Origin of the sequence: Streptomyces sp. A0592, from assembly GCF_004795115.1 — a bacterium.
Lineage (GTDB): Bacteria > Actinomycetota > Actinomycetes > Streptomycetales > Streptomycetaceae > Streptomyces > Streptomyces erythrochromogenes.
The window spans coordinates 107,681-131,922 of sequence record NZ_SSBM01000007.1 but is presented as its reverse complement, the minus strand read 5'-3'; the positions used below and the strand labels follow the sequence as shown (position 1 = coordinate 131,922).

Annotated in this window: 22 protein-coding genes, 2 tRNA genes and 1 pseudogene; 20 read left to right on the top strand and 5 right to left on the bottom strand. The window is 70.7% G+C overall.

The genetic code is table 11. The features are described from left to right. The first annotated feature begins 387 nt into the window (after positions 1-387). From dnaN to E6U81_RS39790, 10 genes are all read left to right on the top strand, one after another. Positions 388-1,518 carry a DNA polymerase III subunit beta gene (dnaN, locus tag E6U81_RS13230; RefSeq protein WP_136230284.1) on the top strand — a complete coding sequence of 377 codons (1,131 nt, stop codon included), beginning with the start codon at positions 388-390 and terminating at the stop codon, positions 1,516-1,518. Between the two features lie 245 nt (positions 1,519-1,763). Beyond that, positions 1,764-2,639, top strand: a complete 876-nt coding sequence (gene gnd, locus E6U81_RS13225; protein ID WP_136230283.1) for a phosphogluconate dehydrogenase (NAD(+)-dependent, decarboxylating) — start codon at positions 1,764-1,766, stop codon at positions 2,637-2,639. Positions 2,640-2,708: 69 nt separating this feature from the next. Then, positions 2,709-3,845, top strand: coding sequence for a DNA replication/repair protein RecF (gene recF / locus E6U81_RS13220; RefSeq protein ID WP_136230282.1), 1,137 nt, complete (start codon positions 2,709-2,711; stop codon positions 3,843-3,845). Next, positions 3,842-4,378 (top strand): DUF721 domain-containing protein, encoded by a 537-nt coding sequence (locus E6U81_RS13215; protein WP_136230281.1) that lies wholly within the window; start codon positions 3,842-3,844, stop codon positions 4,376-4,378. Before recF ends, E6U81_RS13215 begins: the two co-directional genes overlap by 4 nt. A 305-nt stretch (positions 4,379-4,683) precedes the next feature. Next, a complete protein-coding gene (gene gyrB, locus E6U81_RS13210; protein ID WP_136230280.1) occupies positions 4,684-6,705 on the top strand; it encodes a DNA topoisomerase (ATP-hydrolyzing) subunit B in 2,022 nt (673 codons plus the stop codon). Positions 6,706-6,750: 45 nt separating this feature from the next. Beyond that, entirely contained in the window at positions 6,751-9,357 is a 2,607-nt protein-coding gene (gyrA, locus tag E6U81_RS13205; protein WP_136230279.1) for a DNA gyrase subunit A, read from the top strand. Positions 9,358-9,360: 3 nt separating this feature from the next. Further along, positions 9,361-10,011, top strand: a complete 651-nt coding sequence (locus E6U81_RS13200) for a DUF3566 domain-containing protein (RefSeq protein WP_136230278.1) — start codon at positions 9,361-9,363, stop codon at positions 10,009-10,011. Between the two features lie 117 nt (positions 10,012-10,128). Beyond that, a tRNA-Ile gene (locus E6U81_RS13195) sits at positions 10,129-10,202 on the top strand. A 145-nt stretch (positions 10,203-10,347) separates the two neighbouring features. Continuing rightward, positions 10,348-10,482, top strand: coding sequence for a DLW-39 family protein (locus E6U81_RS41000; RefSeq protein ID WP_208809277.1), 135 nt, complete (start codon positions 10,348-10,350; stop codon positions 10,480-10,482). A gap of 122 nt (positions 10,483-10,604) precedes the next feature. Beyond that, a complete protein-coding gene (locus E6U81_RS39790; protein ID WP_240803799.1) occupies positions 10,605-11,915 on the top strand; it encodes a hypothetical protein in 1,311 nt (436 codons plus the stop codon). Here the strand turns inward: E6U81_RS39790 and E6U81_RS13180 are convergent. Then, entirely contained in the window at positions 11,902-13,224 is a 1,323-nt protein-coding gene (locus tag E6U81_RS13180) for a serine/threonine-protein kinase (protein ID WP_136230277.1), read from the bottom strand. The genes E6U81_RS39790 and E6U81_RS13180 overlap by 14 nt on opposite strands. A gap of 44 nt (positions 13,225-13,268) precedes the next feature. Continuing rightward, entirely contained in the window at positions 13,269-13,817 is a 549-nt protein-coding gene (locus tag E6U81_RS13175; protein WP_031156000.1) for a transcriptional regulator, read from the bottom strand. A 162-nt stretch (positions 13,818-13,979) separates the two neighbouring features. On the opposite strand from E6U81_RS13175, the gene E6U81_RS13170 reads away from it, so the two are divergent. Further along, positions 13,980-14,052 (top strand) — tRNA-Ala (locus E6U81_RS13170). A 383-nt stretch (positions 14,053-14,435) separates the two neighbouring features. Continuing rightward, positions 14,436-14,981 carry a LysM domain-containing protein gene (locus E6U81_RS13165; RefSeq protein ID WP_136230276.1) on the top strand — a complete coding sequence of 182 codons (546 nt, stop codon included), beginning with the start codon at positions 14,436-14,438 and terminating at the stop codon, positions 14,979-14,981. Positions 14,982-15,059: 78 nt separating this feature from the next. Here E6U81_RS13165 and E6U81_RS13160 read toward each other — a convergent pair whose 3' ends face one another. After that, positions 15,060-15,782 (bottom strand): DUF5324 family protein, encoded by a 723-nt coding sequence (locus E6U81_RS13160; RefSeq protein ID WP_136230275.1) that lies wholly within the window; start codon positions 15,780-15,782, stop codon positions 15,060-15,062. Positions 15,783-15,929: 147 nt separating this feature from the next. On the opposite strand from E6U81_RS13160, the gene E6U81_RS13155 reads away from it, so the two are divergent. Together E6U81_RS13155 and E6U81_RS13150 are read left to right on the top strand one after the other, a co-directional pair. Next, positions 15,930-16,457 carry a peptidylprolyl isomerase gene (locus tag E6U81_RS13155; RefSeq protein WP_136230404.1) on the top strand — a complete coding sequence of 176 codons (528 nt, stop codon included), beginning with the start codon at positions 15,930-15,932 and terminating at the stop codon, positions 16,455-16,457. A 175-nt stretch (positions 16,458-16,632) separates the two neighbouring features. Then, the gene (locus tag E6U81_RS13150; protein WP_136230274.1) at positions 16,633-17,508 is read left to right on the top strand and encodes a rhomboid family intramembrane serine protease; all 876 of its coding nucleotides are present in this window, start codon (positions 16,633-16,635) and stop codon (positions 17,506-17,508) included. 115 nt (positions 17,509-17,623) lie between these two features. On the opposite strand, the gene crgA is transcribed toward E6U81_RS13150, so the two are convergent. Further along, complete coding sequence (crgA, locus tag E6U81_RS13145) at positions 17,624-17,878, bottom strand: cell division protein CrgA (RefSeq protein ID WP_031155982.1); 255 nt, start codon at positions 17,876-17,878, stop codon at positions 17,624-17,626. 91 nt (positions 17,879-17,969) lie between these two features. Between crgA and E6U81_RS13140 the strand changes: the two genes are divergently transcribed. The 6 genes and pseudogenes from E6U81_RS13140 to E6U81_RS13120 all read left to right on the top strand — a co-directional run bounded on the left by E6U81_RS13140 (position 17,970) and on the right by E6U81_RS13120 (position 21,923). Next, on the top strand, positions 17,970-18,743 hold the full coding sequence (locus tag E6U81_RS13140; RefSeq protein WP_136230273.1) for a DUF881 domain-containing protein: 774 nt from the start codon (positions 17,970-17,972) through the stop codon (positions 18,741-18,743). Then, entirely contained in the window at positions 18,715-19,467 is a 753-nt protein-coding gene (locus tag E6U81_RS13135) for a class E sortase (protein WP_136230272.1), read from the top strand. Before E6U81_RS13140 ends, E6U81_RS13135 begins: the two co-directional genes overlap by 29 nt. An 89-nt stretch (positions 19,468-19,556) precedes the next feature. Further along, positions 19,557-19,733 (top strand): hypothetical protein, encoded by a 177-nt coding sequence (locus E6U81_RS39785; protein ID WP_030011120.1) that lies wholly within the window; start codon positions 19,557-19,559, stop codon positions 19,731-19,733. Next, positions 19,730-20,368 (top strand): aminodeoxychorismate/anthranilate synthase component II, encoded by a 639-nt coding sequence (locus tag E6U81_RS13130; RefSeq protein WP_030839242.1) that lies wholly within the window; start codon positions 19,730-19,732, stop codon positions 20,366-20,368. The genes E6U81_RS39785 and E6U81_RS13130 overlap by 4 nt, the downstream gene beginning before the upstream one ends. Positions 20,369-20,382: 14 nt before the next feature. Next, positions 20,383-21,186: pseudogene (locus tag E6U81_RS13125) on the top strand (class E sortase); the annotation flags it as partial. Between the two features lie 14 nt (positions 21,187-21,200). Beyond that, on the top strand, positions 21,201-21,923 hold the full coding sequence (locus E6U81_RS13120; RefSeq protein ID WP_240803786.1) for a class E sortase: 723 nt from the start codon (positions 21,201-21,203) through the stop codon (positions 21,921-21,923). 230 nt (positions 21,924-22,153) lie between these two features. Here E6U81_RS13120 and pknB read toward each other — a convergent pair whose 3' ends face one another. Then, positions 22,154-24,193: a Stk1 family PASTA domain-containing Ser/Thr kinase gene (gene pknB / locus E6U81_RS13115; protein WP_136230269.1), complete on the bottom strand. Its 2,040-nt coding sequence runs from the start codon at positions 24,191-24,193 to the stop codon at positions 22,154-22,156. Between the last annotated feature and the right edge of the window lie 49 nt (positions 24,194-24,242).

Here is a 24,242-nt window from a genome sequence, read left to right as displayed (position 1 = left end):
GGGGACACACCTGTGGAGTAGTCGGGGCCACCTGGGGACAGCCTGTGCAGAACTTTTCGTTCTCCACAGGAACACCGTGTTGTCCACCGGTGTCACCCACAGGGTCGGTGGATAAAAAACGCACTCTGACCTGCGATGACGGGCTTATCCACCGTTTCCACAGGCCCTACTACTACCCCCATAGAGAGTTAGGCCGGTTTCGGTTTTCAAGCAGGTCCTGTGCACAACTCGTCGGTCGCCCGTCCCGACGCCTCGCTCCCGACTTGACCGCCGGCCGCACCGAGTGTCGGCGCCGTACGTCAGACTGGTCCCCGGCATCGGTCGAGGCATCGACGAGCCGACGACGAAGGCCGGCAGACGAGCGAGCAACAGCAGGAGGCGGTTCCGGTGAAGATCCGGGTGGAGCGCGACGTACTCGCGGAGGCGGTGGCCTGGGCGGCCCGTAGCCTCCCGGCCCGGCCGCCGGTGCCCGTCCTCGCGGGCCTGCTGCTCAAGGCCGAGGAAGGCACCCTGAGCCTCTCCGGCTTCGACTACGAGGTCTCGGCCCGCGTCTCGGTCGAGGCGGACGTCGAGGAGGACGGCACCGTCCTGGTCTCCGGCCGGCTGCTCGCCGACATCTGCCGGGCCCTCCCCAACCGCCCGGTGGAGATTTCCACAGACGGTGTACGGGCGACCGTGGTCTGCGGCTCCTCGCGATTCACACTCCACACCCTGCCTGTGGAGGAGTACCCGGCACTGCCGCAGATGCCGACCGCCACCGGCACCGTCGCCGGCGAGGTCTTCGCCTCCGCCGCCAAGCAGGTGGCCACCGCCGCCGGCCGTGACGACACGCTGCCGGTGCTGACCGGTGTCCGCATCGAGATCGAGGGCGACCGCGTCACCCTGGCCTCCACCGACCGCTACCGCTTCGCGGTCCGCGAGTTCCTGTGGAAGCCGGAGAACCCGGAGGCGTCGGCCGTGGCCCTGGTGCCCGCCAAGACGCTCCAGGAGATCGCCAACTCGCTGACCAGCGGTGACACCGTCACCCTGGCGCTGTCCGGCTCCGGTGCGGGCGAGGGCCTGATCGGTTTCGAGGGCGCCGGCCGCCGCACCACCACCCGGCTGCTCGAGGGCGACCTGCCCAAGTACCGGACGCTGTTCCCGACGGAGTTCAACTCGATCGCCGTGATCGAGACCGCGCCCTTCGTCGAGGCCGTCAAGCGCGTGGCGCTGGTGGCCGAGCGCAACACCCCGGTCCGCCTGAGCTTCGAGCAGGGCGTGCTGATCCTGGAGGCCGGCTCCTCCGACGACGCACAGGCTGTGGAAAGGGTCGACGCCCAGCTGGACGGCGACGACATCTCGATCGCCTTCAACCCGACCTTCCTGCTGGACGGCCTCAGCGCGATCGCCTCGCCCGTGGCCCAGCTCAGCTTCACCACGTCGACCAAGCCCGCGCTGCTCAGCGGCCGCCCGGCGGTCGACGCGGAGGCGGACGAGGCCTACAAGTACCTGATCATGCCGGTGCGCCTGTCCGGCTGACGCACCACCTGTCGACGTCGGGCCCGGTCTCGCACGCTGCTGCGGACCGGGCCCGACGTCGTCCACAGGCTGGGGAGGGCGCCGGGAAACCGGGAAGCCGGTCCGGTCGCCATGGAGCGCCCGCGGGGCCCGTCGCCACGGCCCGGCGTAGGCTCGGATCCGGTGGGCGACCCCCCGCGCGTCCCGCGAGGACACGGCCCGGGCTGCCCCGGCAAAGACGGCCACAACGCTTAAGGAACCACCTGATGGAGCTTGGTCTCGTCGGTCTCGGCAAGATGGGCGGCAACATGCGCGAGCGCATCCGCCGCGCAGGCCACACCGTCATCGGATACGACCGCAACCCGGACCTCGCGGACGTCCACAGCCTCCGGGAACTTGTGGACAGCCTGCAGGCCCCCCGCGTCGTGTGGGTCATGGTCCCCGCCGGCGCGGCGACGCAGTCCACCATCGACGAACTCGGCGAGCTGCTCTCGATCGGCGACGTCGTCGTCGACGGCGGCAACTCCCGCTGGACGGACGACGAGAAGCACGCCGAGGAGCTGGCGGCCAAGGGCATCGGCTTCGTCGACTGCGGTGTCTCCGGCGGCGTCTGGGGCCTGGAGAACGGCTACGCGCTGATGTACGGCGGCGCCAAGGACCACGTCACGCGCGTCCAGCCGGTCTTCGACGCCCTCAAGCCCGAGGGCGAGTTCGGCGCCGTGCACGCCGGCAAGGTCGGTGCGGGCCACTTCGCGAAGATGGTTCACAACGGCATCGAGTACGCCATGATGCAGGCCTACGCCGAGGGCTGGGAGCTCCTGGAGAAGGTGGACTCGGTCACCGACGTACGCGAGGTCTTCCGCTCCTGGCAGGAAGGCACCGTCATCCGTTCCTGGCTGCTGGACCTGGCCGTGAACGCCCTCGACGAGGACGAGCACCTGGAGCGGCTGAAGGGCTTCGCGCAGGACTCCGGCGAGGGACGCTGGACGGTGGAGGCGGCGATCGACAACGCCGTACCGCTGCCCGCGATCACCGCGTCGCTGTTCGCGCGGTTCGCCTCGCGCCAGGAGGACTCCCCGCAGATGAAGATGATCGCCGCCCTGCGCAACCAGTTCGGCGGCCACGCGGTCGAGAAGGCCTGAGCGCCCGCAGCAGGCAGCAGCACAGCACCACGAAGAGCAGATTGGGAAGCCGGGGGAGGTCGGCGCCGTATGCACGTTTCGCATCTCTCATTGGCCGACTTCCGCTCGTACGCCCGGGCCGAGGTTCCCCTCGACCCGGGCGTCACGGCTTTCGTGGGTCCCAACGGGCAGGGCAAGACCAACCTCGTCGAGGCGGTCGGCTACCTCGCGACCCTGGGCAGCCACCGGGTCTCCTCGGACGCCCCCCTCGTACGGATGGGCGCGGACCGGGCGGTCGTCCGCGCGGCCGTCACCCAGGGCGAGCGCCAGCAGCTGGTCGAGCTGGAGCTGAACCCGGGCCGCGCCAACCGGGCCCGGATCAACCGGTCCTCGCAGGTCAGGCCGCGGGACGTGCTGGGGATCGTACGGACGGTGCTGTTCGCACCGGAGGACCTGGCCCTGGTCAAGGGCGACCCGGGCGAGCGGCGGAGGTTCCTGGACGAGCTGGTCACCGCGCGCTCCCCGCGGATGGCCGGGGTCCGCTCCGACTACGAGCGCGTCCTCAAGCAGCGCAACACCCTGCTGAAGTCCGCGGCGATGGCCCGGCGGCACGGCGGCCGCTCGATGGACCTGTCCACCCTCGACGTGTGGGACCAGCACCTCGCGCGCGCGGGCGCCGAGCTGCTCGCGCAGCGCATGGACCTGATCGCGACGCTGCTGCCGCTGGCGGACAAGGCCTACGAGCAGCTCGCGCCCGGCGGCGGCCCGCTGGGGCTGTCCTACAGGTCCTCGGCCGGCGAGCCGGTGGACAGCGGCGAGGCACGCACCCGCGAGGCCCTGTACGAGGTGCTGCTGGCCGCGCTCGGCGAGGTGCGCAAGCAGGAGATCGAGCGCGGGGTGACCCTGGTCGGCCCGCACCGCGACGACGTGGCCCTGCGGCTGGGGGAGCTGCCCGCCAAGGGGTACGCCAGCCACGGCGAGTCCTGGTCGTACGCGCTGGCGCTGCGGCTGGCCTCGTACGAGCTGCTGCGCTCGGAGGGCAGCGAGCCGGTGCTGATCCTGGACGACGTGTTCGCGGAACTGGACGCGCGGCGCCGGGAGCGGCTGGCGGAGCTGGTGGCGCCGGGCGAGCAGGTGCTCGTGACGGCGGCCGTGGACGACGACGTCCCGGGGGTGCTGGTGGGAGCGCGGTTCGGGGTGTCCGGCGGTGAGGTGACCCGGTTGTGAACGAGCAGGGCAAGGACCCGCAGCAGGGGCGCAAGGCCCCGGAGCCCTCCGGGGTGGACCTGGCCCGTCAGGCCCTCGCGGCGGCGCGCGAGCAGGCGCGGGCCCGGGGCAACGCGGCGGGCGGCAGGAAGCGCCAGCAGCAGCCGGGGCTGCGGTCGGGCGCACGCGCCGACGGCCGGGACCCGATGCCGCTGATGGCGGCGCTGGACCGGCTGCGCACCGAGCGCGGCTGGGAGATGCCGATGGCGGTGGCGGGCGTGATGGAGCGCTGGGCGGAGATCGTCGGCCCCGAGATCGCGGCGCACTGTGAACCGCAGCGGTACGAGAACCGTGAGCTGGTCGTGAGATGCGACTCCTCGGCGTGGGCGGCGCAGCTGAAGCTGCTGGCCCCGCAGCTGGTGGCGCGGCTGAACGCGGATCTGGGGCAGGGCACGGTCCGCCTGATCAAGGTGCAGGGACCGGGCGGACGCCCTAAGGGGTACGGGCCCTGGCGGGCTCCCGGGAGCACCGGACCCGGCGATACCTACGGGTGAGTAGCACCCGCGGACCGCTGTCGTGCCCGCGTCGGCGGGTGGCGTCCCTCACGGTAGCCGGAGGTTGACAGCCCGAAGCGCTGGGTGCCCGTGTGAGCCTCTTTGAGCCCCTCCCCGAATGTGGGGAGTCGGAGAGAGGAGGTTCAGGGCGGCACATGCGGACTCAGGTACCGGCAAACCCCCATTCATGTCCGTGGTACCGGTAGACTGGAGCAAATCCCGCCCGTTCGCGGGATCACGCATACAACGCAGATCGACGCGGCCGCTCCCGCCGGCGCACTTGCTGGTCCGGGGTACGGGCTGCGCTGTGCCAGAAAGGGCGCTTCGTGGCCGATTCCGGCGACTCCAACGAGAAGAATTACGACGCCAGTGCGATCCAGGTCCTCGAGGGCCTGGACGCGGTCCGCAAGCGGCCGGGTATGTACATCGGCTCGACGGGTGAGCGTGGTCTGCACCACCTCGTCTACGAGGTCGTCGACAACTCGGTCGACGAAGCGCTGGCCGGGCACGCGGACACCATCGACGTGACGATCCTCGCCGACGGTGGGGTGCGCGTGGTCGACAACGGTCGCGGTATCCCGGTCGGCATCGTCCCGTCCGAGGGCAAGCCGGCCGTCGAGGTCGTCCTGACGGTCCTGCACGCGGGCGGCAAGTTCGGCGGCGGCGGCTACGCGGTCTCCGGCGGTCTGCACGGCGTCGGCGTGTCCGTCGTGAACGCCCTGTCGACCAAGGTCGCGGTCGAGGTCAAGACGGACGGCCACCGCTGGACCCAGGACTACAAGCTGGGCGTGCCGACGGCCCCGCTGGCCAAGAACGAGGAGACCGCCGAGACCGGCACCTCGGTCACCTTCTGGGCCGACGGCGACATCTTCGAGACGACCGAGTACTCCTTCGAGACGCTGTCGCGGCGCTTCCAGGAGATGGCCTTCCTCAACAAGGGCCTGACCCTGACGCTGACGGACGAGCGCGAGTCGGCGAAGGCCACGGTCGGCGCGGACGACCCCGACGCGGACACGGCAGAGCCGACCGCGCGCACGGTGAAGTACTACTACGAGGGCGGCATCGTCGACTTCGTGAAGTACCTCAACTCGCGCAAGGGCGAGCTGATTCACCCGACCGTCATCGACGTCGAGGCCGAGGACAAGGAGCGCATGCTCTCGGTCGAGATCGCGATGCAGTGGAACTCGCAGTACACCGAGGGCGTCTACTCCTTCGCGAACACGATCCACACGCACGAGGGCGGCACCCACGAGGAGGGCTTCCGCGCGGCGCTGACCGGTCTGGTCAACCGCTACGCGCGTGACAAGAAGCTGCTCCGCGAGAAGGACGACAACCTCGCCGGCGAGGACATCCGCGAGGGTCTGACAGCGATCATCTCGGTCAAGCTGGGCGAGCCCCAGTTCGAGGGCCAGACGAAGACCAAGCTGGGCAACACGGAGGCCAAGACCTTCGTGCAGAAGGTCGTGCACGAGCACCTCAACGACTGGTTCGACCGCAACCCGGTCGAGGCCGCGGACATCATCCGCAAGTCGATCCAGGCGGCCACGGCGCGCGTCGCGGCCCGCAAGGCCCGTGACCTGACGCGCCGCAAGGGCCTCCTGGAGAGCGCCTCGCTGCCGGGCAAGCTGTCCGACTGCCAGTCGAACGACCCGACCAAGTGCGAGATCTTCATCGTCGAGGGCGACTCCGCCGGCGGCTCGGCCAAGTCCGGCCGCAACCCGATGTACCAGGCCATCCTGCCCATCCGCGGCAAGATCCTGAACGTCGAGAAGGCGCGCATCGACAAGATCCTCCAGAACACCGAGGTCCAGGCGCTGATCAGCGCCTTCGGCACCGGTGTCCACGAGGACTTCGACATCGAGAAGCTCCGCTATCACAAGATCATCCTGATGGCGGACGCCGACGTCGACGGCCAGCACATCAACACCCTGCTGCTGACCTTCCTCTTCCGCTTCATGCGCCCGCTGGTCGAGGCCGGCCACGTGTACCTGTCGCGCCCGCCGCTCTACAAGATCAAGTGGGGTCGCGACGACTTCGAGTACGCGTACTCGGACCGCGAGCGCGACGCCCTCGTGGAGCTCGGCAAGCAGAACGGCAAGCGGATCAAGGAAGACTCGATCCAGCGCTTCAAGGGTCTGGGCGAGATGAACGCCGAGGAACTGCGCGTCACCACCATGGACGTGGACCACCGCGTGCTCGGCCAGGTCACGCTCGACGACGCGGCGCAGGCCGACGACCTGTTCTCGGTGCTGATGGGCGAGGACGTCGAGGCCCGGCGCTCCTTCATCCAGCGCAACGCCAAGGACGTCCGCTTCCTCGACATCTGAGTCGGCCCGACGCTGACCGCCGCCTGAAAGGATTTCTGACCAGCAATGGCCGACGAAACCACCCCCACCGCAGAGAACCCCGCGGAGGAGCAGCCCGTGCTGCGCATCGAGCCCGTCGGGCTCGAGACGGAGATGCAGCGCTCCTACCTCGACTACGCGATGTCCGTCATCGTCTCGCGTGCGCTGCCCGACGTACGGGACGGCCTCAAGCCCGTCCACCGTCGTGTGCTGTACGCGATGTACGACGGCGGCTACCGGCCCGAGAAGGGCTTCTACAAGTGCGCCCGCGTCGTCGGCGACGTCATGGGCACCTACCACCCGCACGGTGACAGCTCCATCTACGACGCCCTGGTCCGCCTGGCCCAGCCGTGGTCGATGCGCATGCCGCTGGTGGACTCCAACGGCAACTTCGGCTCCCCGGGCAACGACCCGGCCGCCGCGATGCGCTACACCGAGTGCAAGCTCATGCCGCAGGCCATGGAGATGCTCCGGGACATCGACGAGGAGACCGTCGACTTCCAGGACAACTACGACGGCCGCAACCAGGAGCCCACCGTGCTCCCGGCGCGCTTCCCGAACCTGCTGGTCAACGGCAGCGCCGGCATCGCCGTGGGCATGGCGACCAACATCCCGCCGCACAACCTCCGCGAGGTCGCGGCCGGTGCGCAGTGGGCGCTGGAGCACCCGGAGGCCTCGCACGAGGAGCTCCAGGACGCGCTGATCGAGCGGATCAAGGGCCCGGACTTCCCGTCGGGCGCCCTGGTCGTGGGCCGCAAGGGCATCGAGGAGGCGTACCGGACCGGTCGCGGCTCCATCACGATGCGCGCGGTGGTGGAGGTCGAGGAGATCCAGAACCGCCAGTGCCTGGTGGTCACGGAGCTCCCGTACCAGACCAACCCCGACAACCTCGCGCAGAAGATCGCGGACCTGGTCAAGGACGGCAAGGTCGGCGGTATCGCCGACGTCCGCGACGAGACCTCCTCGCGGACCGGCCAGCGCCTGGTGATCGTCCTCAAGCGGGACGCCGTCGCGAAGGTCGTGCTGAACAACCTCTACAAGCACACCGATCTGCAGACGAACTTCGGTGCGAACATGCTGGCGCTGGTGGACGGCGTGCCGCGCACGCTGTCGATCGACGCCTTCATCCGCCACTGGGTGACGCACCAGATCGAGGTCATCGTCCGGCGCACGAAGTTCCGCCTGCGCAAGGCGGAGGAGCGCGCCCACATCCTGCGCGGTCTGCTCAAGGCGCTCGACGCGATCGACGAGGTCATCGCGCTGATCCGGCGCAGCAACACGGTCGAGATCGCGCGCGAGGGCCTGATGGGCCTCCTGGAGATCGACGAGATCCAGGCGAACGCGATCCTGGAGATGCAGCTCCGCCGCCTCGCGGCCCTGGAGCGCCAGAAGATCGTCGCCGAGCACGACGAGCTCCAGGCGAAGATCAACGAGTACAACGCCATCCTGGCCTCGGAGTCGCGCCAGCGCTCCATCGTGAGCGAGGAACTGGCGGCGATCGTCGAGAAGTTCGGCGACGACCGGCGTTCCAAGCTGGTGCCCTTCGACGGTGACATGTCCATCGAGGACCTGATCGCCGAAGAGGACATCGTCGTCACGATCACGCACGGCGGCTACGTCAAGCGCACCAAGACCGAGGACTACCGCTCGCAGAAGCGCGGCGGCAAGGGCGTGCGCGGTACGAAGCTGAAGCAGGACGACCTGGTCGACCACTTCTTCGTCTCCACCACGCACCACTGGCTGCTGTTCTTCACGAACAAGGGCCGGGTCTACCGGTCCAAGGCGTACGAGCTGCCGGACGCCGGCCGCGACGCGCGCGGGCAGCACGTGGCGAACCTGCTGGCCTTCCAGCCGGACGAGAAGATCGCGCAGATCCTCGCCATCCGCGACTACGACGCGGCGCCCTACCTGATCCTGGCCACCAAGGGCGGCCTGGTGAAGAAGACGGCGCTGAAGGACTACGACTCCCCCCGTTCAGGTGGCGTCATCGCGATCAACCTCCGGGAGACCGAGGACGGCAGCGACGACGAGCTGATCGGCGCCGAGCTGGTGTCCTCCGAGGACGACCTGCTGCTCATCAGCAAGAAGGCGCAGTCGATCCGCTTCACGGCGACCGACGACGCGCTGCGCCCGATGGGCCGTGCGACCTCGGGCGTGAAGGGCATGAGTTTCCGAGAAGGAGACGAACTGCTCTCCATGAGCGTGGTCCGGCCCGGTACGTTCGTCTTCACCGCGACCGACGGCGGCTACGCCAAGCGGACGGCCGTCGACGAGTACCGCGTCCAGGGCCGTGGTGGTCTGGGCATCAAGGCCGCGAAGATCGTGGAGGACCGCGGGTCCCTCGTCGGGGCGCTCGTGGTGGACGAAACGGACGAGATTCTCGCCATCACGCTCAGCGGTGGTGTGATTCGTACGCGCGTCAATGAAGTCAGGGAGACCGGCCGTGACACCATGGGCGTCCAGCTGATCAACCTGGGCAAGCGCGATGCCGTGGTCGGCATCGCCCGTAACGCCGAGGCCGGTCAGGAAGCTGACGAGGTCGAGGCCGACGAGAACGAGACCGAGGCGGCCGACGCACCGGCCGTCGAGGGCGCCGAGGGCACGCAGCCTTCGGCCGGGGAGCACGAGGAGTAAGTCGTGAGTGGAGCCACGGGCGCCGGACCGGCCAAGACTGGAGCGAACGGTGCCCGTGGCCCCGCCGCGGACTCCCAGGGGGGAACCGTGACGGACACCCGAGGACCGCAGGCACCGGACGAGGCCGAGGCCAAGACCGCTGCCGGCGCGGACAAGGACAGGCCCGCGCAGCCGTACCAGCCGCCGCAGGCATACTCGGCGCCCGCGGGCCCCGGCGCGCCGCGCGGCGGCGGAGCGGCCGCCACCCAGCGCAAGCCGCGGACGCCGGTCCGCACGGCCCCCAGGACGCGCAAGGCGCGGCTGCGGGTGGCCAAGGCGGACCCGTGGTCGGTGATGAAGGTCAGCTTCCTGCTGTCGATCGCGCTGGGCGTCTGCACGATCGTGGCGGCGGCGGTGCTGTGGATGGTCATGGACGCGATGGGCGTCTTCTCGACCGTCGGCGGCACGATCAGCGAGGCGACCGGCTCGAACGAGAGCAACGGCTTCGACCTCCAGTCCTTCCTCTCGCTGCCGCGCGTACTGATCTTCACGTCGGTGATCGCGGTGATCGACGTGGTGCTGGCGACGGCGCTGGCGACACTGGGCGCGTTCATCTACAACCTGTCGGCGGGATTCGTCGGCGGCGTCGAGCTCACCCTTGCCGAGGACGAGTAGGCCTTCCGGGGAAGCGTCGGTGACGGGTCGGATGACCTGCGCAGACGCCTCCCGGGAACCGATTTTGGCCTGACCGGGTCTGTGCGCTAATCTTCAGGAGTCAGCGCGCAGCGCGGAGGGGCTATAGCTCAGTTGGTTAGAGCGCATCCCTGATAAGGATGAGGCCACAGGTTCAAATCCTGTTAGCCCCACAGTGTCGAAGACCCCCAGGCCCAAGGCCTGGGGGTCTTCTTCGTTGGGCCAGTTGGCGGACCGCCAGGTCACCGATCGGTATCGGTCGGTGTGTATTGTTGGGCGCCAGAAGTCCCCTACGTCAACGAAAGACGAGGTCGCGCGGTGAAGAAGCTGCTCCTGGTCGCACTGGCCGCCATCGGCGGGCTCCTCGTGTACCGCCAGATCCAGGCGGACCGCGCCGAGCAGGACCTGTGGACGGAGGCAACCGACTCCGTGCCCTCTGGTTCCGGTGTGTGAGACCGAAGGCTGAGTTCATGAAGCCCCGGCTGCCGCTGCGGCCGGGGCTTTGTGCTGTTCTGTGACGAAAACTTACGTTTTGCAAAGATTTGGCTTGCGCTAGCAAACTCGGGGTGGGCGTGATGGGTCGGGTACGGGCGACGGGGTGGGCGGCGGCCCTCGGCATGGTGCTGGCCGGGGTGCCCGCGGCCGCGCACGCCGACGAGAGCGCGCCCCAGCCGCCGCCCGCCTACCGCGCCGCCGACGGCGCCCGCAAGGTCGAGGGCAAGCCCTCCTCGGCGGACGCCCCGCTCATCGAGGCCGGGAACACCTACGAGGACACCATCGGGCCCGGGGAGCGCGTCTACCGGCTCGTCCTGCAGCAGGACGGCTCCAACGCCTACGTGTCCGCCGTGCTCCGGCCCCCGGCGGGCGCCAAGGTCTCCGGCAGCGACGGCGTCGAGGTGGAGCTGATGACCACCGCGGGCCGCTCCTGCCGGGCGAGCACGGGCCGGGCGACCTTCGGCTACGACGCGGTGCCCCTGGCCGCGGCCGGGGTCCGCTGGGGGGCCGAGGACGACGAGTGCGCGCCCGCCGGCGTCTACTACGCGAAGGTCACCCGGACTTCGGCCAAGACCTCCGACCAGAGCCCCTGGCCGCTCGAACTCAAGGTCCAGCGCGAACCGGGCCGCGGCCCGGGCGCCCCCACCACCGCGCCCAGCGGCTGGCCCACGGGAGCCCCGTCCCTGCCCGGCACCGAGGCGGTGGGCCGGGCCGGCGGCACCGGCTTCAACGACGCACGGGCCCTGGGGGCAGGCGTGTGGCGCGACGAGATGAGGCCGGGGCAGACCCGCTGGTACCGCGTCCCGCTGGACTGGGGGCAGCGGCTCGGCCTCGGCGCCGAGCTCTCCGCCGCGAAGCGGACCAAGGACTTCACCTCCGCGTCGGGCGGACTGACCGTCACCCTCTACAGCCCGTTCCGGAGCCCGGTCTCGGGCAAGGGGGTGTCCTACGACGGCGTGCAGGCCGGGGTCACCCTGGAGAAGACCCCTCCGGTCGACTACGGCAACCGCTTCTCCGGTGACCGCGAGACGCAGCCCGTGAGCGTCGCGGGCTGGTACTACGTCGCCGTGACGATGGGCGCGAAGGTCGCCGACTTCACCGAGGACGCGGTACCCGTCCCGCTGACCCTGCGCCTGGAGGTCACCGGTACTCCGGCCAAGGGGCCCGCGTACAAGGAGGATCCGGCCGCGGGCGGCTTCGGCGTCGGGGCCGAGGACCGGGCGGCGGCGCGGGAGGGGCTCACGGCCCCGGAGGCCGCCGAGGCGGCCGGGACCCGCTCGCTGATGCGCGTCGTGGCGGGCGCGGGCCTCGGCACCGGGACGCTGCTGCTGGCCGTGCTGGGCGGCTGGGTCCTGCTCGGCCGGCGGGGGCGCGGCACTACAGCTGCGTGAGGGCCCAGACGCCGACCGCGAAGCACAGCAGCGCCGCGGCGAGCAGCGAGGCGACCGCCTTCGGCGGGGGCGGGGCGATGCCGCCGCGCCTGGTGACCGGCGCGGCCGCGGGAACGGCCGGGACCGCGGCGGTGGCAGCCCCCGGTGTCCCCGGAGAGGCCGGCGGGGGCAGGTGGAAGCTGCCCGTCTCCGAGGGGCCGTACGAGGCGCCGTACGAGGAGCCGTACGAGGGCGCGCGGACCGCGGCGGGAGCGGCCTGCTGCGGAACCGGGGGCGCCGTGGCGGAAGCACCGCGGGGGTCGGTGCGCACGGGCTCCGGGGCCGGGGTGGCGGCGGCTGCGCCGGACGCGGCGGCGCCTGCCGTGGGCGGCTGCGCGGGCGTCCCGGGAACCGCCGCCGGCGCGAGGGCGGGCGGCGAGGGGGCCGTGCCCGTCGGGCCGTCGGGACCGAATCCGGGCGGGAGCGGACCGAGTTGGTCGAACACCTCCACCGGATCCTCGTCCGGGGAGGGCGGGGGAAGCAGTTCCACGGCCCCGGCAAGGGCCTTGCGCGCCCCTGTGGCCGTCCGGAAGCGGTTCTGGGGGTCGGGCTGCAGGAGGTTCGCGACGACGTCCCAGAGCGGGCCGGGGACGCCTTGCGGGGCGTCCGGGGTCCCGTGGGTGAGGAAGTGCTCCACCAGCGCGCGGGAGTCGGGCTTGCTGCCCCGGAGGAGGTACAGCGCGACCAGCCCCACGGCGAAGAGGTCCGCGGCGAAGTCGGGCTCCGCCCCGCTGAGTTGCTCGGGTGCGAAATAGCCCGGCGTGCCGACCACGTAGTCGGTCTCGGTCAGGCGGGGCTCGCCCTTGCGCATGGAGATGCCGAAGTCGGACAGCCGCAGGTGCGGCCGCCCGCTTCCGGTGGCCTCCATCAGGATGTTGGCCGGTTTGATGTCGCGGTGCACGACGCCTTCCGCGTGCACCGCCGCCAGGCCCGACAGCAGCTGGTCGAGCAGTGTGCACACGAAGCGGGGCGGGAGGGGCCCGTAGTCCCCGATCACGTGTCCGAGGGAGCCGCCGCCGACCAGGTCCATGGTGAAGAGGACCTTGTCGTCGTCGGCGGCCCAGCTGGCGGGAGCCAGTACGTGCGGATGGTCGATCCGCAGCGCCTGCTCCCGTACGAACCGCAGCAGTGTGTGGGCGTCGCTCTGCAGGAGGACCTTCGCGGCGACGTAGCGGCGACGCCGGTGGTCCCAGGCCCGCCACACGGCACCCGCGCCCCCGCGCCCGATCGGATCGATCAGCTCGTACCGGCCGGCGAAGACCTCACCCATCGCTGCGCCCGTCCCCCGTCACCCGTCGTCCCCCGTCGTGCGTGTCAGTTCTGGTGCGCCTCGTAGTGCGCGACCGCGTCCGCGGTGCGGCCCGCTCCGTACACCCGGAGGAACTCTGCCAGTTCCGGATGGCTGGGGGCGAGGCTGTTCGCCGCGTCGATGATGTCGCCGGCCGCGGAGACGGAGCGCAGCAGCGACTGGATCTCGCGGACCACGCGCTTGACGGTGGGTGCGCCGGAACCGGTGGTGGTCTGGCCGCTGCTGCTGAGGACGGATCCTCCCTGGGTCTTCTTGATCTCGTCCATCCGGTCGGCCGCCTCCGCCGCGCTGACACTGCCGTCGGCCACCTGTCCGGCAAGGTCCTGGAGGGCCTGGACGCGCTGGACCACGGCAGGGTTGCCGATCTTGGCGCGCTGGCCGCTCATCAGCTGGGACAGCATGGGCGCCGACAGCCCGAGTACGGCAGCGAGCCTGGCCTGATTCAGGCCGAGGTCGTCTATGAGCCTGCGGAAGAGCGCCCCCAGCGGCTCTCCGTACCAGCTCCGCTGAAGCTCTCTGGCTCTGGCCGTGGCCTCTTGTTGCACTGCGTCCACTCTTACTACTCCCCTTCGCTGGTGCGAACCTCGCGAGCATCTTACGGAGAGTGGTCGCAGGGCGGGAGTCCCTATCATTTTGCGAGATGAGGGGGTAGACCCGGTACTCTGTTCTGCGGAACGACCACATCCCTCACGCGGGACCGGTGCGTCCAGTTCCACGGGGCCTTAGCTCAGTTGGTAGAGCGCTGCCTTTGCAAGGCAGATGTCAGGAGTTCGAATCTCCTAGGCTCCACATTGAAATGCCCTCCGACCTGCGGAAACGTTGCTCGGGGGGCATTTTGCATGCCCGGCCGCCGGTGTCGGCCCGGCCGTGCGGAGGGCGGTGGCTCGCGGGTATCGAAGGTTTGCCCGGCCGTTCCTCCCCGGGGTGCCCCCGCAGGCCCCGGGCGGGGGACCGCGGTGCAGTCCCGGGTGCCGAGGCCGATCGGCCTCCCGGCCCGGTCCGCACCGGAGTTGACGGTCCGGGCAGTCCGGCCGGGCGTGCACCGGTGCGCTCCCGCGGGGCCCGCGCGTCCCCCGGACGGCCCCGTCGCTGGGCCGTCCGCCGCCCGGTGGCGGACAGTGGGGGAAGGGCATCGACACAGGGGGGAACCCTCACGCCGGAGGCGTACAGACATGGGACTCTTCGACTTCCTGAAGTCCGACAAGAAGAAGGCGCACGAGAACGCCGAGAAGACGCAGGCGCAGGTGCAGCAACAGGCGGACAAGGGGGCGGGCCCCTCCAGGAGCGCCGCGGCCGACGCCGCCTCGGCGACCAGGGCCGCCGCCGAGCGCATGGCGGCCGCCGCCCCGCCCAGGCGGGGGCCCGCACCCGCGACCCCGACCCCCGGCTCCGCGGCGCACAAGGCGGTGCCCGCACCGCCCAGGCCCGCCGCGATGCCGAAGGCCGCGCCGCCGTCCACCTCGCCGGGGGCCGCGTACACGCCCACACCCCACTCGGCCGCGCACAAGGCGGTACCCGCGGCCCCGGTGGCCAAGCCGCGGCCGACCGCGAAGAACCGCACCTACACCGTCAAGCAGGGCGACACGCTGGCCTCGATCGCCGGTCGCGAACTCGGCAACGAGGCGCGCTGGCGCGAGCTCTACGCCATGAACCGGGGCGTCATCGGCGCCAACCCCGACCTCGTGCCGCCGGGCGCGGTCCTGACACTCCCGAGCTGAACCCGACGCGGAAGGGGCCCGGTCCCCTCGGGGACCGGGCCCTTCCGCGTCACTCGTCGATCGTCCGGGACGGCCGTCCTACGGGGCCGAGCCCGGCTCCGGTCCCGATTCCGCCTCGCGCTCCTTCTCCGCCAGCTCGTCGTCGAAGCTCGCCGGTGCGGCGTCGCGGTCCGACAGCTCGGTCGCCGCGGGCGGTTCGACCAGCCAGTCCGGGTTGGACTGCTGGTCCCACCACCGCCACGCCAGGTAGGCGCCGGCCGCGAGCAGGCCGACGAGTGCGGCTCCGCGCAGCACCTTGCCGCGGCGCCGTGCCCGCTCGTGCTTGCGCACGAGCTTCTGCACTTCCTTGGCCGTCACCTGGCCGCGCAGCGCCGCCAGCGCCGCGGTCGACCGCGACGCGGCCTCCTCGGCCACGGGCGTGGCGGCCGCGATGGCGCTCTCGATCTTCGGCTGTGTGTAGTCGGCCGCCTGACGGGCCGCCAGGCGCGTCTGGTGGACCGCCTTCGTCGCAGCCCGGTCCACGGGTGGCGGCACGTGCGCCCGCGCCGCCTTCAGACGCGGGTGCAGATGGCCGTCGTAGGTCATCCGGGCTTGGCGCGCTGCACCGGTGGCCGCCTGGGACACCAGGGGCGTCAGCCGGTCGTTGGCCTCGTGCGCGTAGTGCACCGCAGCGTCCCTGGCGGATTCCGCGTACGGCGCCACCATTTCAGCCGCGTACCGCACGCTCTCCCTGGCGCTCTCGGCTGCCAGGCGCGCGCTGTCCTTGCCGGTCACGGGATCCTCCTCCTCGGTGGCGGACACAGTTCACCTTTCCACCCTTTGTCGGATCATGCCTGCCATTGCGTCGACAGGCATGCGTGACAGGGCATACGGGTGGAGGATTTCAGTGCCGCGGAGCGCTCCGTGCGACCATCTGGACCGACAGTGATGACTATGGAAGGCAGATCCGTGGCCGAGAAGCTCTACGCCACCCTGAAGACCACCCACGGCGACATCGAGATCGAGCTGCTGGAGAACTTCGCTCCGAAGACCGTCCGGAACTTCGTCGAGCTCGCCACGGGTGCCCGCGAGTGGACCCGCCCCACGGACGGCCAGAAGACCACGGACCCGCTCTACGACGGCACCGTCTTCCACCGCGTCATCAGCGGCTTCATGATCCAGGGCGGCGACCCGCTCGGCAACGGCACCGGCGGTCCGGGCTACGCCTTCGCGGACGAGTTCCACCCCGACCTGGCCTTCACCAAGCCGTACCTGCTCGCCATGGCCAACGCCGGTCCGGGCACCAACGGCTCGCAGTTCTTCATCACCGTCGCCCCGACCGCCTGGCTGACGCGCAAGCACACCATCTTCGGCGAGGTCACCGACCCGGCGAGCCGCAAGGTCGTGGACGCCATCGCCGCCGGCGCCACCAACTCGCGCACCGAGCGGCCGCTGGAGGACGTCGTCATCAAGTCCGTCGTCGTCGAGAAGCGCTGAGAACCGGTCCGCCCCGCTCCGCCCCCTCGCACCCTGCGCACCTGCGCACTTCCGGATCCCCGGATCGCCACATCCCCGGATCGCCGGGAACCTTTCCGCCCCGCCCGTCCGTACTGGATACGTACCGGACCGGCGGGGTGCACACGCCCTGCCCCGCCGCCGACCGAGGGGACCGATGGACACCGACCGTCTGCCGGGCTGCTACCGCCACCCGGACCGCGACACGGGGATCAGCTGCACCCGCTGCGAGCGCCCCATCTGCCCGGAGTGCATGATCAGCGCCTCGGTGGGCTTCCAGTGCCCCGAGTGCGTCCGTGAGGGCTCCGGTACCGGGCACCGGCCCGCCGCCAACGCGCCGCGCACCATCGCGGGCGGGGTGGTCGCGGCCGACCCCCACCTGGTCACCAAGATCCTCATCGGAATCAACGTCGCGGTGTTCCTGGCCGGCCTCGCCGCCCCGGCGATCGTGATCCAGCTCGAACTGCTCGGCCGCTACGTCGAGTACTTCGGCGGCCCCGTGGAAGGGGTCTCCACCGGCCAGTACCAGCGGCTGCTGACCTCGGTGTTCCTGCACGTCGAGTGGTGGCACATCATCGGCAACATGATCGGCCTGTGGGTCATCGGCGGCCCGCTGGAAGCGGCCCTGGGCCGCGCCCGCTACCTGGCCGTCTACCTGCTCTCGGGCCTGGGCGGCAGCGCCCTCGTCTACCTGCTGACCGAGCCGAACACCCCGACCCTCGGCGCCTCCGGAGCCGTCTTCGGACTGCTCGGCGCCACGGTGGTGCTGGCGCGGCGGCTGCGGTACGAGATGCGGCCGGTGATCGTCATGGTCGTGCTGATGCTGGTGCTGACCTTCGTCCCCTTCGGCGGCACCCTGAACGTGTCCTGGCAGGCACACGTGGGAGGGCTGATCACCGGCGCCCTGGTCGGGATGGGCATGCTCACGCCGACCGCCGCCAAGCATCGCGCACTCGTCCAGTGGGGCACCTGTGCGGTGGTGTTCCTGCTGGCAGCGGCGCTGATCATGCTCCGTACGGCGGAACTCACCTGATCACACCGGCGTCAACTCTCCACAGAGTTATCCACAGATCTTCTGTCTTTTCCTCAGGTGTGGATGACGCTGTGGATAACTCATGGGGAGAGCTTCCGTCAGGGACTGCGGGGTGCTACTTCCACTGCGTGGAAACGCCGAACCCCGCCGCGATGAAGCCGAAGCCGACCACGATGTTCCAGTTGCCCAGAGCCTCGACCGGCAGCTGGGTCTCGGTCACGTAGAAGACGACGATCCACGCGAGACCGATCAGGAAGAACGCCAGCATGACCGGGGCGACCCAGCTGCGGTTCGTCAGCCGGATGCTCTGCGGCTGCCGCGCGGGCGGCGGGGTGTAGTCGTCCTTCTTGCGGATACGTGACTTCGGCACGAGGGGCTCTCCTGTCGATGCGCTGGGGACCTTGCCTGCCCCGGGCGTCCGTTAGCGTAGTGGACCTGTGGCGTTGAAGGAGAAGGGTACGTTGAGCAATTCAGACGACTCCTCCGCGGGTCCCCGTCGCCGGGCCAGGCCGGTCCGGTTGCTGACGGCCGCCGTCTTCGCCCTGGCCGGGCTGCTCTTCGTCACCAGTTTCAACACCTCCAAGGGTACGAACATCCGGACGGACGCCTCACTCCTCAAGCTGTCCGACCTCATCAAGGAGCGCAGCCAGGACAACGCGGAGCTGGAGGAGAGCACCGGAGCGGCCCGCCTGCGCGTGGACGCCCTCGCCGACCGCGACGACGGCAGCACCACGGCGCAGGACGCGAGGCTGGCCGCCCTGCGCGCCGCCTCGGGCACCGAGGAGCTCTCCGGCAAGGGCCTGACCGTCACCCTCAACGACGCCCCGCCGAACGCCACCGCCCGCATCCCCAACGTGCCCGAGCCGCAGCCCAACGACCTGGTGATCCACCAGCAGGACCTCCAGGCCGTGGTGAACGCCCTGTGGCAGGGCGGTGCCGAGGGCATCCAGGTCATGGACCAGCGGCTGATCTCCACCAGCGCGGTGCGCTGCGTGGGCAACACCCTGATCCTCCAGGGCCGCGTCTACTCGCCCCCGTACAAGATCTCGGCGGTCGGCGACCCGGCGGCGCTCAAGAAGGCCCTCGCCGCCTCTCCGGCCCTGCAGAACTACCAGGCGTACGTGAACGCCTACGGCCTGGGCTGGAAAGTGGACGAGCACAAGGCGCTGACACTTCCCGCCTACTCCGGCACAGTGGACCTCCACTATGCGAAGCCGGTGGCCACCACCCCGTGACCGGGTCCGTCCCGACGTCGTACTGCGCCTGGCGGTACGGACGTTCAGCGAGGTGTGCCTGACGGCGGGCACGCTGATCGTGCTCTTCGTCGCCTACGTCCTGCTGTGGACCGGGGTCAAGGCGGACCGGGCCGCGGACGGCGAGATGGCCCGGCTGCGTGACGGCTGGGCGGCCGCCGCACCGCAGGCGGACCCGGCCGCGGCCCCCGCGGCCCCCGGAACCCCCGGGGCCGCCCCGGAGGAACCGCGCTACCCCGCCGGCCGGGCCTTCGCCGAGATGTACGTCCCGCGCTTCGGCCCGGACTGGGTCCGGCCCGTCCTGGAGGGCACCGACCCCGGACTCCTCAAGAAGGGCCTGGGCCACTACGCCGCCACCGCCCGCCTCGGCGCCGTCGGGAACTTCTCCGTGGCCGGCCACCGCCGCACCTACGGGGACCCCTTCAAGGACTTCCCGAAACTGCGCCCTGGGGACGAGGTGATCCTCAAGGACGCGGGCACCTGGTACACGTACACGATCCGGGGCGGACCCCTGCGCACCCTGCCCACCGACGTCGCGGTGGTCGACCCGGTGCCGGCCGGGTCCCCGTTCACGGCGCCCGGCAAATACCTCACGCTGACCACCTGCGACCCGGAATGGGGACACAGCCACCGGCTGGTGGTCTGGGCGGAACTGACCGGGACGCGCGCCGCGGCACAGGCCCGGCCGGGGGGTTCGTCCAGGTGACCCCCTCCGCCGGGCCGCTGCCTTTAGTCTGTTCGCGTACCGCCTCCGCGGTGCGTTGAACGAATGTGGACGAAAAGGAATCAGGCGGCATGTACGGCTGGATCTGGCGGCATCTGCCGGGCAACGCGTGGGTACGCGCGCTGATCTCCCTCGTACTGGTCCTCGCCGTGGTCTTCGTGCTGTTCCAGTACGTCTTCCCGTGGGCCGAGCCGCTCCTCCCGTTCAACGATGTGACGGTGGACGAGGGATCGGGAGCCACTCCGTGAGCGCACGCATTCTGGTGGTCGACAACTACGACAGCTTCGTCTTCAACCTGGTCCAGTACCTCTACCAGCTCGGCGCCGAGTGCGAGGTGCTGCGCAACGACGAGGTCGCCCTCGCGCACGCGCAGGACGGCTTCGACGGCGTCCTGCTCTCCCCCGGCCCGGGCACGCCCGAGGAGGCCGGCGTCTGCGTCGACATGGTCCGGCACTGCGCCGACACCGGCGTCCCCGTCTTCGGCGTCTGCCTCGGCATGCAGTCGATGACGGTCGCCTACGGAGGCGTCGTGGGCCGGGCCCCCGAGCTGCTGCACGGCAAGACCTCGCCCGTGGTGCACGGCGGCCTGGGCGTCTTCGAGGGGCTGCCCTCGCCGTTCACCGCGACCCGCTACCACTCCCTCGCGGCCGAGCCCGAGACCCTGCCCGACGTCCTGGAGGTCACGGCCCGGACCGAGGACGGGATCATCATGGGCCTGCGCCACCGGGAGCACGACGTCGAGGGCGTGCAGTTCCACCCCGAGTCGGTGCTGACCGAATGGGGCCACCGGATGCTCGCGAACTGGCTGGTCCGGTGCGGGGACGCCGGCGCGGTGGAACGCTCGGTGGGGCTGGCCCCGGTGGTGGGCAAGGCCGTCGCGTGACGACGGTCGCGCCGTCCGCGCCCACCGAGGGCCGGGCCGCGCGACGCAGGGCAGCTCAGGAGGCCGCGAAACGGGCCGCCAGAAACACCCGGAGGCGGGGCGGGCGGCGGCGCAAGCGGCCGGCGTCCGGCGGCCCGGCGGTCATCGCGAGCCGGCTGGGCGGGGAGCTCTTCATCACGGTGGGCCTGGTGATGCTGCTGTTCGTCGCCTACCAGCTCTGGTACACGAACCTGGTGGCGGAGCGGACGGCGAACGGCGCCGCGGGCTCGCTGCGGCAGACCTGGGAGAGACAGCCGGACGGCGGGGCCGCCGCACCGCCCGTGACGGCCTTCGAGCCGGGCCAGGGCTTCGCCATCCTCCACATCCCCAAGCTGGACGTGAAGGTCCCGGTGGCCGAGGGGATCAGCAAGCCGAAGGTCCTGGACCGGGGCATGGTCGGGCACTACGGCGAGGGTGCGCTGAAGACTGCGATGCCCGCCGACAAGCAGGGCAACTTCGCGGTGGCCGGGCACCGCAACACCCACGGGGAGCCGTTCCGCTACATCAACCGGCTGGTGCCCGGGGATCCCGTCGTGGTCGAGACCCGGGACGCCTACTACACGTACGAGATGACCTCGTCGCTCGCGCAGACGCCGCCGACGAACGTCGGGGTGATCAAGCCCGTTCCGGAGGGCTCGGGATTCACTTCCGAGGGCCGGTACATCACGCTGACCACCTGCACCCCGGAGTTCACCAGCACCTACCGGATGATCGTATGGGGCAGGATGACCGAGGAACGCCCCCGCAGCCAGGGCCTGCCGCCCGCGCTGACCAGCTAAGGACGAATCAAGCAGTGTCACGTGCCAGCCGCCGCGCCGCGGCCCCGCCCGCCGGCAGCCGCAGTGTGCTCGCCGGGTTCCTGAGCCTGCTGGGCGAGGTCCTGATCACGGTGGGCCTGGTGCTGGGCCTGTTCGTGGCCTACTCGCTGTGGTGGACGAACGTCCTCGCGGACCGGCAGGCCGCCGCGCGCGGCGACGAGATCCGCCAGCAGTGGCAGAACCCGGCCGAGCAGGCCGGGCCGGGGGCGCTCGACACCCGCGGCGGGGTCGGCTTCCTGCACGTGCCGGCGATGAAGAACGGCGAGGTGCTCGTCAAGGCGGGCACGGAGCCGGACACCCTCGACGACGGCGTGGCCGGCTACTACACGCAGCCCGTGAAGTCGGCGCTGCCCTGGGACGAGAAGGGCAACTTCTCGCTCGCCGCGCACCGCGACGGGCACGGGGCGAAGTTCCACAACATCGACAAGGTGAAGAACGGCGACGCGATCGTCTTCGAGACCCGGGACACCTGGTACGTCTACAAGGTCTTCGCGGAGCTGCGCCAGACCTCGAAGTACAACACCGACGTGATCAACGCGGTCCCCAAGGAGTCCGGGAAGACCGCTCCGGGCCGGTACATCACGCTCACCACCTGCACGCCGGTCTACACCTCGAAGTACCGGTACATCGTGTGGGGCGAGCTGGTCCGCACGGAGAAGGTGGACGCGCAGCGCACCCTGCCGGCCGAGCTGCGCTGAGGCAGGCCCGAACGGCCCCCCGAGAGCCCTGAGAGCCGCTACGGCGCCCCCGGAGCCCCAAGAGGCACAGGAACCCCGGAATCCCCGGCCGGGCCCGCAGGCGGCCGTCTGGCGGCCTTGCGTACGCCGGTCACGGCAAGGCCACCCCGCCGGTCGCACGGAAACGGGTCCGGCCCCTCTCATACCGAGAGGGGCCGGACCCGTTTCGCCGCGCTGTGCCGCGTCCCGTGCTAGCGGCGGCCGCCGCCACCGGACAGGCCTCCGAAGAGGCCGCCGTTGTTGTTCCCGCCGTCCTGCTGACCGGCGATCGTGGCCACGTTGACGGCCTGCCCCGAGGTGCCGGGGGTACCGGGCTGCGGGTCGGCGTTGACCACGAGCGCGTTGTCGTCCGACGGGCCGGCGACGATGCCGAGCCGCAGGTTGGCGCGCTGCAGGTCGTTCTTGTACTGGCCCAGGGTCCGGCCGGCGAAGTTCGGGACGACCGTCGCCTGCGCCGCCTTGGCGATGGTGATGCCGACGGCCTTGTTCTGTTCGAGCTGCTGACCGGCCGAGAACTGCTGGGAGATGACCGTGCCCGGAGCGGCGCCCGGCTGGTCGGACTCCGTGACGCTGCCGAGTCGCAGGTTGACCGCCTTGAGGGCCTTCTCCGCCTCGTCCTTGGTCTTGCCCTTGAGGTCGGGGACCTCGGACTTGGACTGTTCCTTGGCGACCGTCAGCACGATGACGCTGTTCTTCTCCGCCTCGGAGCCGGGCTTCGGGTTCTGCTCCAGGACGGTCCCCGGGGTCCGGTCGGACTCCTGGGTCTTGCGGTCGACCTGGAAGCCCTTGTCCTTCAGCGCCTTCTCGGCCTCCTCGTACTTCATGTTGAGCACGTCGAGGACGGAGATCTTCGGGGCGCCCGAGGAGATCGTGACCGTGACCGTGGCCCCCTCGTCGACCTTCGTGCCGGCCACCGGGTCCTGCTTGCAGACATTGCCCTTGGGCTGGTCGTCGCAGGGCTCGTCGGCGCCCTTGACCACCTTGACCTTGGAGTTCACGCCGCTGTTCGTCGCGGCTTCCAGGGTCTGGCCGATGAGCTTGGGCACGGTGGGCCTGTTGTCGGCCGAGTTCCCGGACAGGGCTCGGCCGATGAGGATGGCGCCGACCAGGACGAGGATGCCGGCCGCCACCAGCAGAACGGTGGACGCCCTGCTCTTCTTCTGGCTCTGGCGCCGGTTCGGGCCCTGGTCGTAGCCGCCGTGGCCCTGGTCGCCGTAGCCGTAGCCGCCTTCGCCCGGGGGCATGGGCGGCATCATCGACGTCTGGGCGCCGGGGTCGGCGGTGCGCAGGGCGGTGGTGGGCTGGTCGTAGCCCTGCGGGCCGTAGCCGTGGCCCTGGTCGTGCGGGTAGCCGTAGCCGGCCGCGCCCATGGCGGCGGTGGCGGCGACGGGCTGGCCGTCGAGGCAGGCCTCGATGTCGGCGCGCATCTCGTCCGCCGACTGGTAGCGGTAGTCGGGGTCCTTGACCAGGGCCTTGAGGACGATCGCGTCCATCTCGGGCGTGATCTCGGGATCGAAGTTCGACGGGGGCTGCGGCTCTTCCCGGACGTGCTGGTACGCCACGGCCACCGGGGAGTCGCCGACGAACGGGGGCCGCACGCTGAGCAGTTCGTAGAGCAGGCAGCCCGCGGAGTAGAGGTCGGAGCGCGCGTCGACCTGCTCGCCCTTGGCCTGCTCCGGGGAGAGGTACTGGGCGGTGCCGATGACGGCGGCCGTCTGCGTCATCGTCATGCCGGAGTCGCCCATGGCACGGGCGATGCCGAAGTCCATGACCTTGACCTGGCCGGTGCGGGTCAGCATCACGTTGGCGGGCTTGATGTCACGGTGCACGATGCCGGCGCGGTGCGAGTACTCCAGCGCCTGGAGGATGCCGATGCACATCTCCAGCGTGCGCTCGGGCAGCAGCTTGCGGCCCGAGTGCAGCAGCTCGCGCAGCGTGGATCCGTCGACGTACTCCATCACGATGTACGGGATGGAGATGTTGTCGACGTAGTCCTCGCCGGTGTCGTAGACAGCGACGATCGCCGGGTGGTTCAGGGACGCGGCCGACTGGGCCTCGCGCCGGAACCGGGCCTGGAAGGACGGGTCGCGGGCGAGGTCGGCACGCAGGGTCTTGACGGCGACGGTACGGCCGAGCCGGGTGTCGTGGGCGAGGTAGACCTCGGCCATGCCACCGCGGCCGAGCACGTGGCTCAGCTCGTACCGGCCGCCGAGGCGACGCGGCTCTTCCATAACGTTGCAGCCCTCTCCGTCAGTCCCGACCGCACCTGTGTGTGGTCCG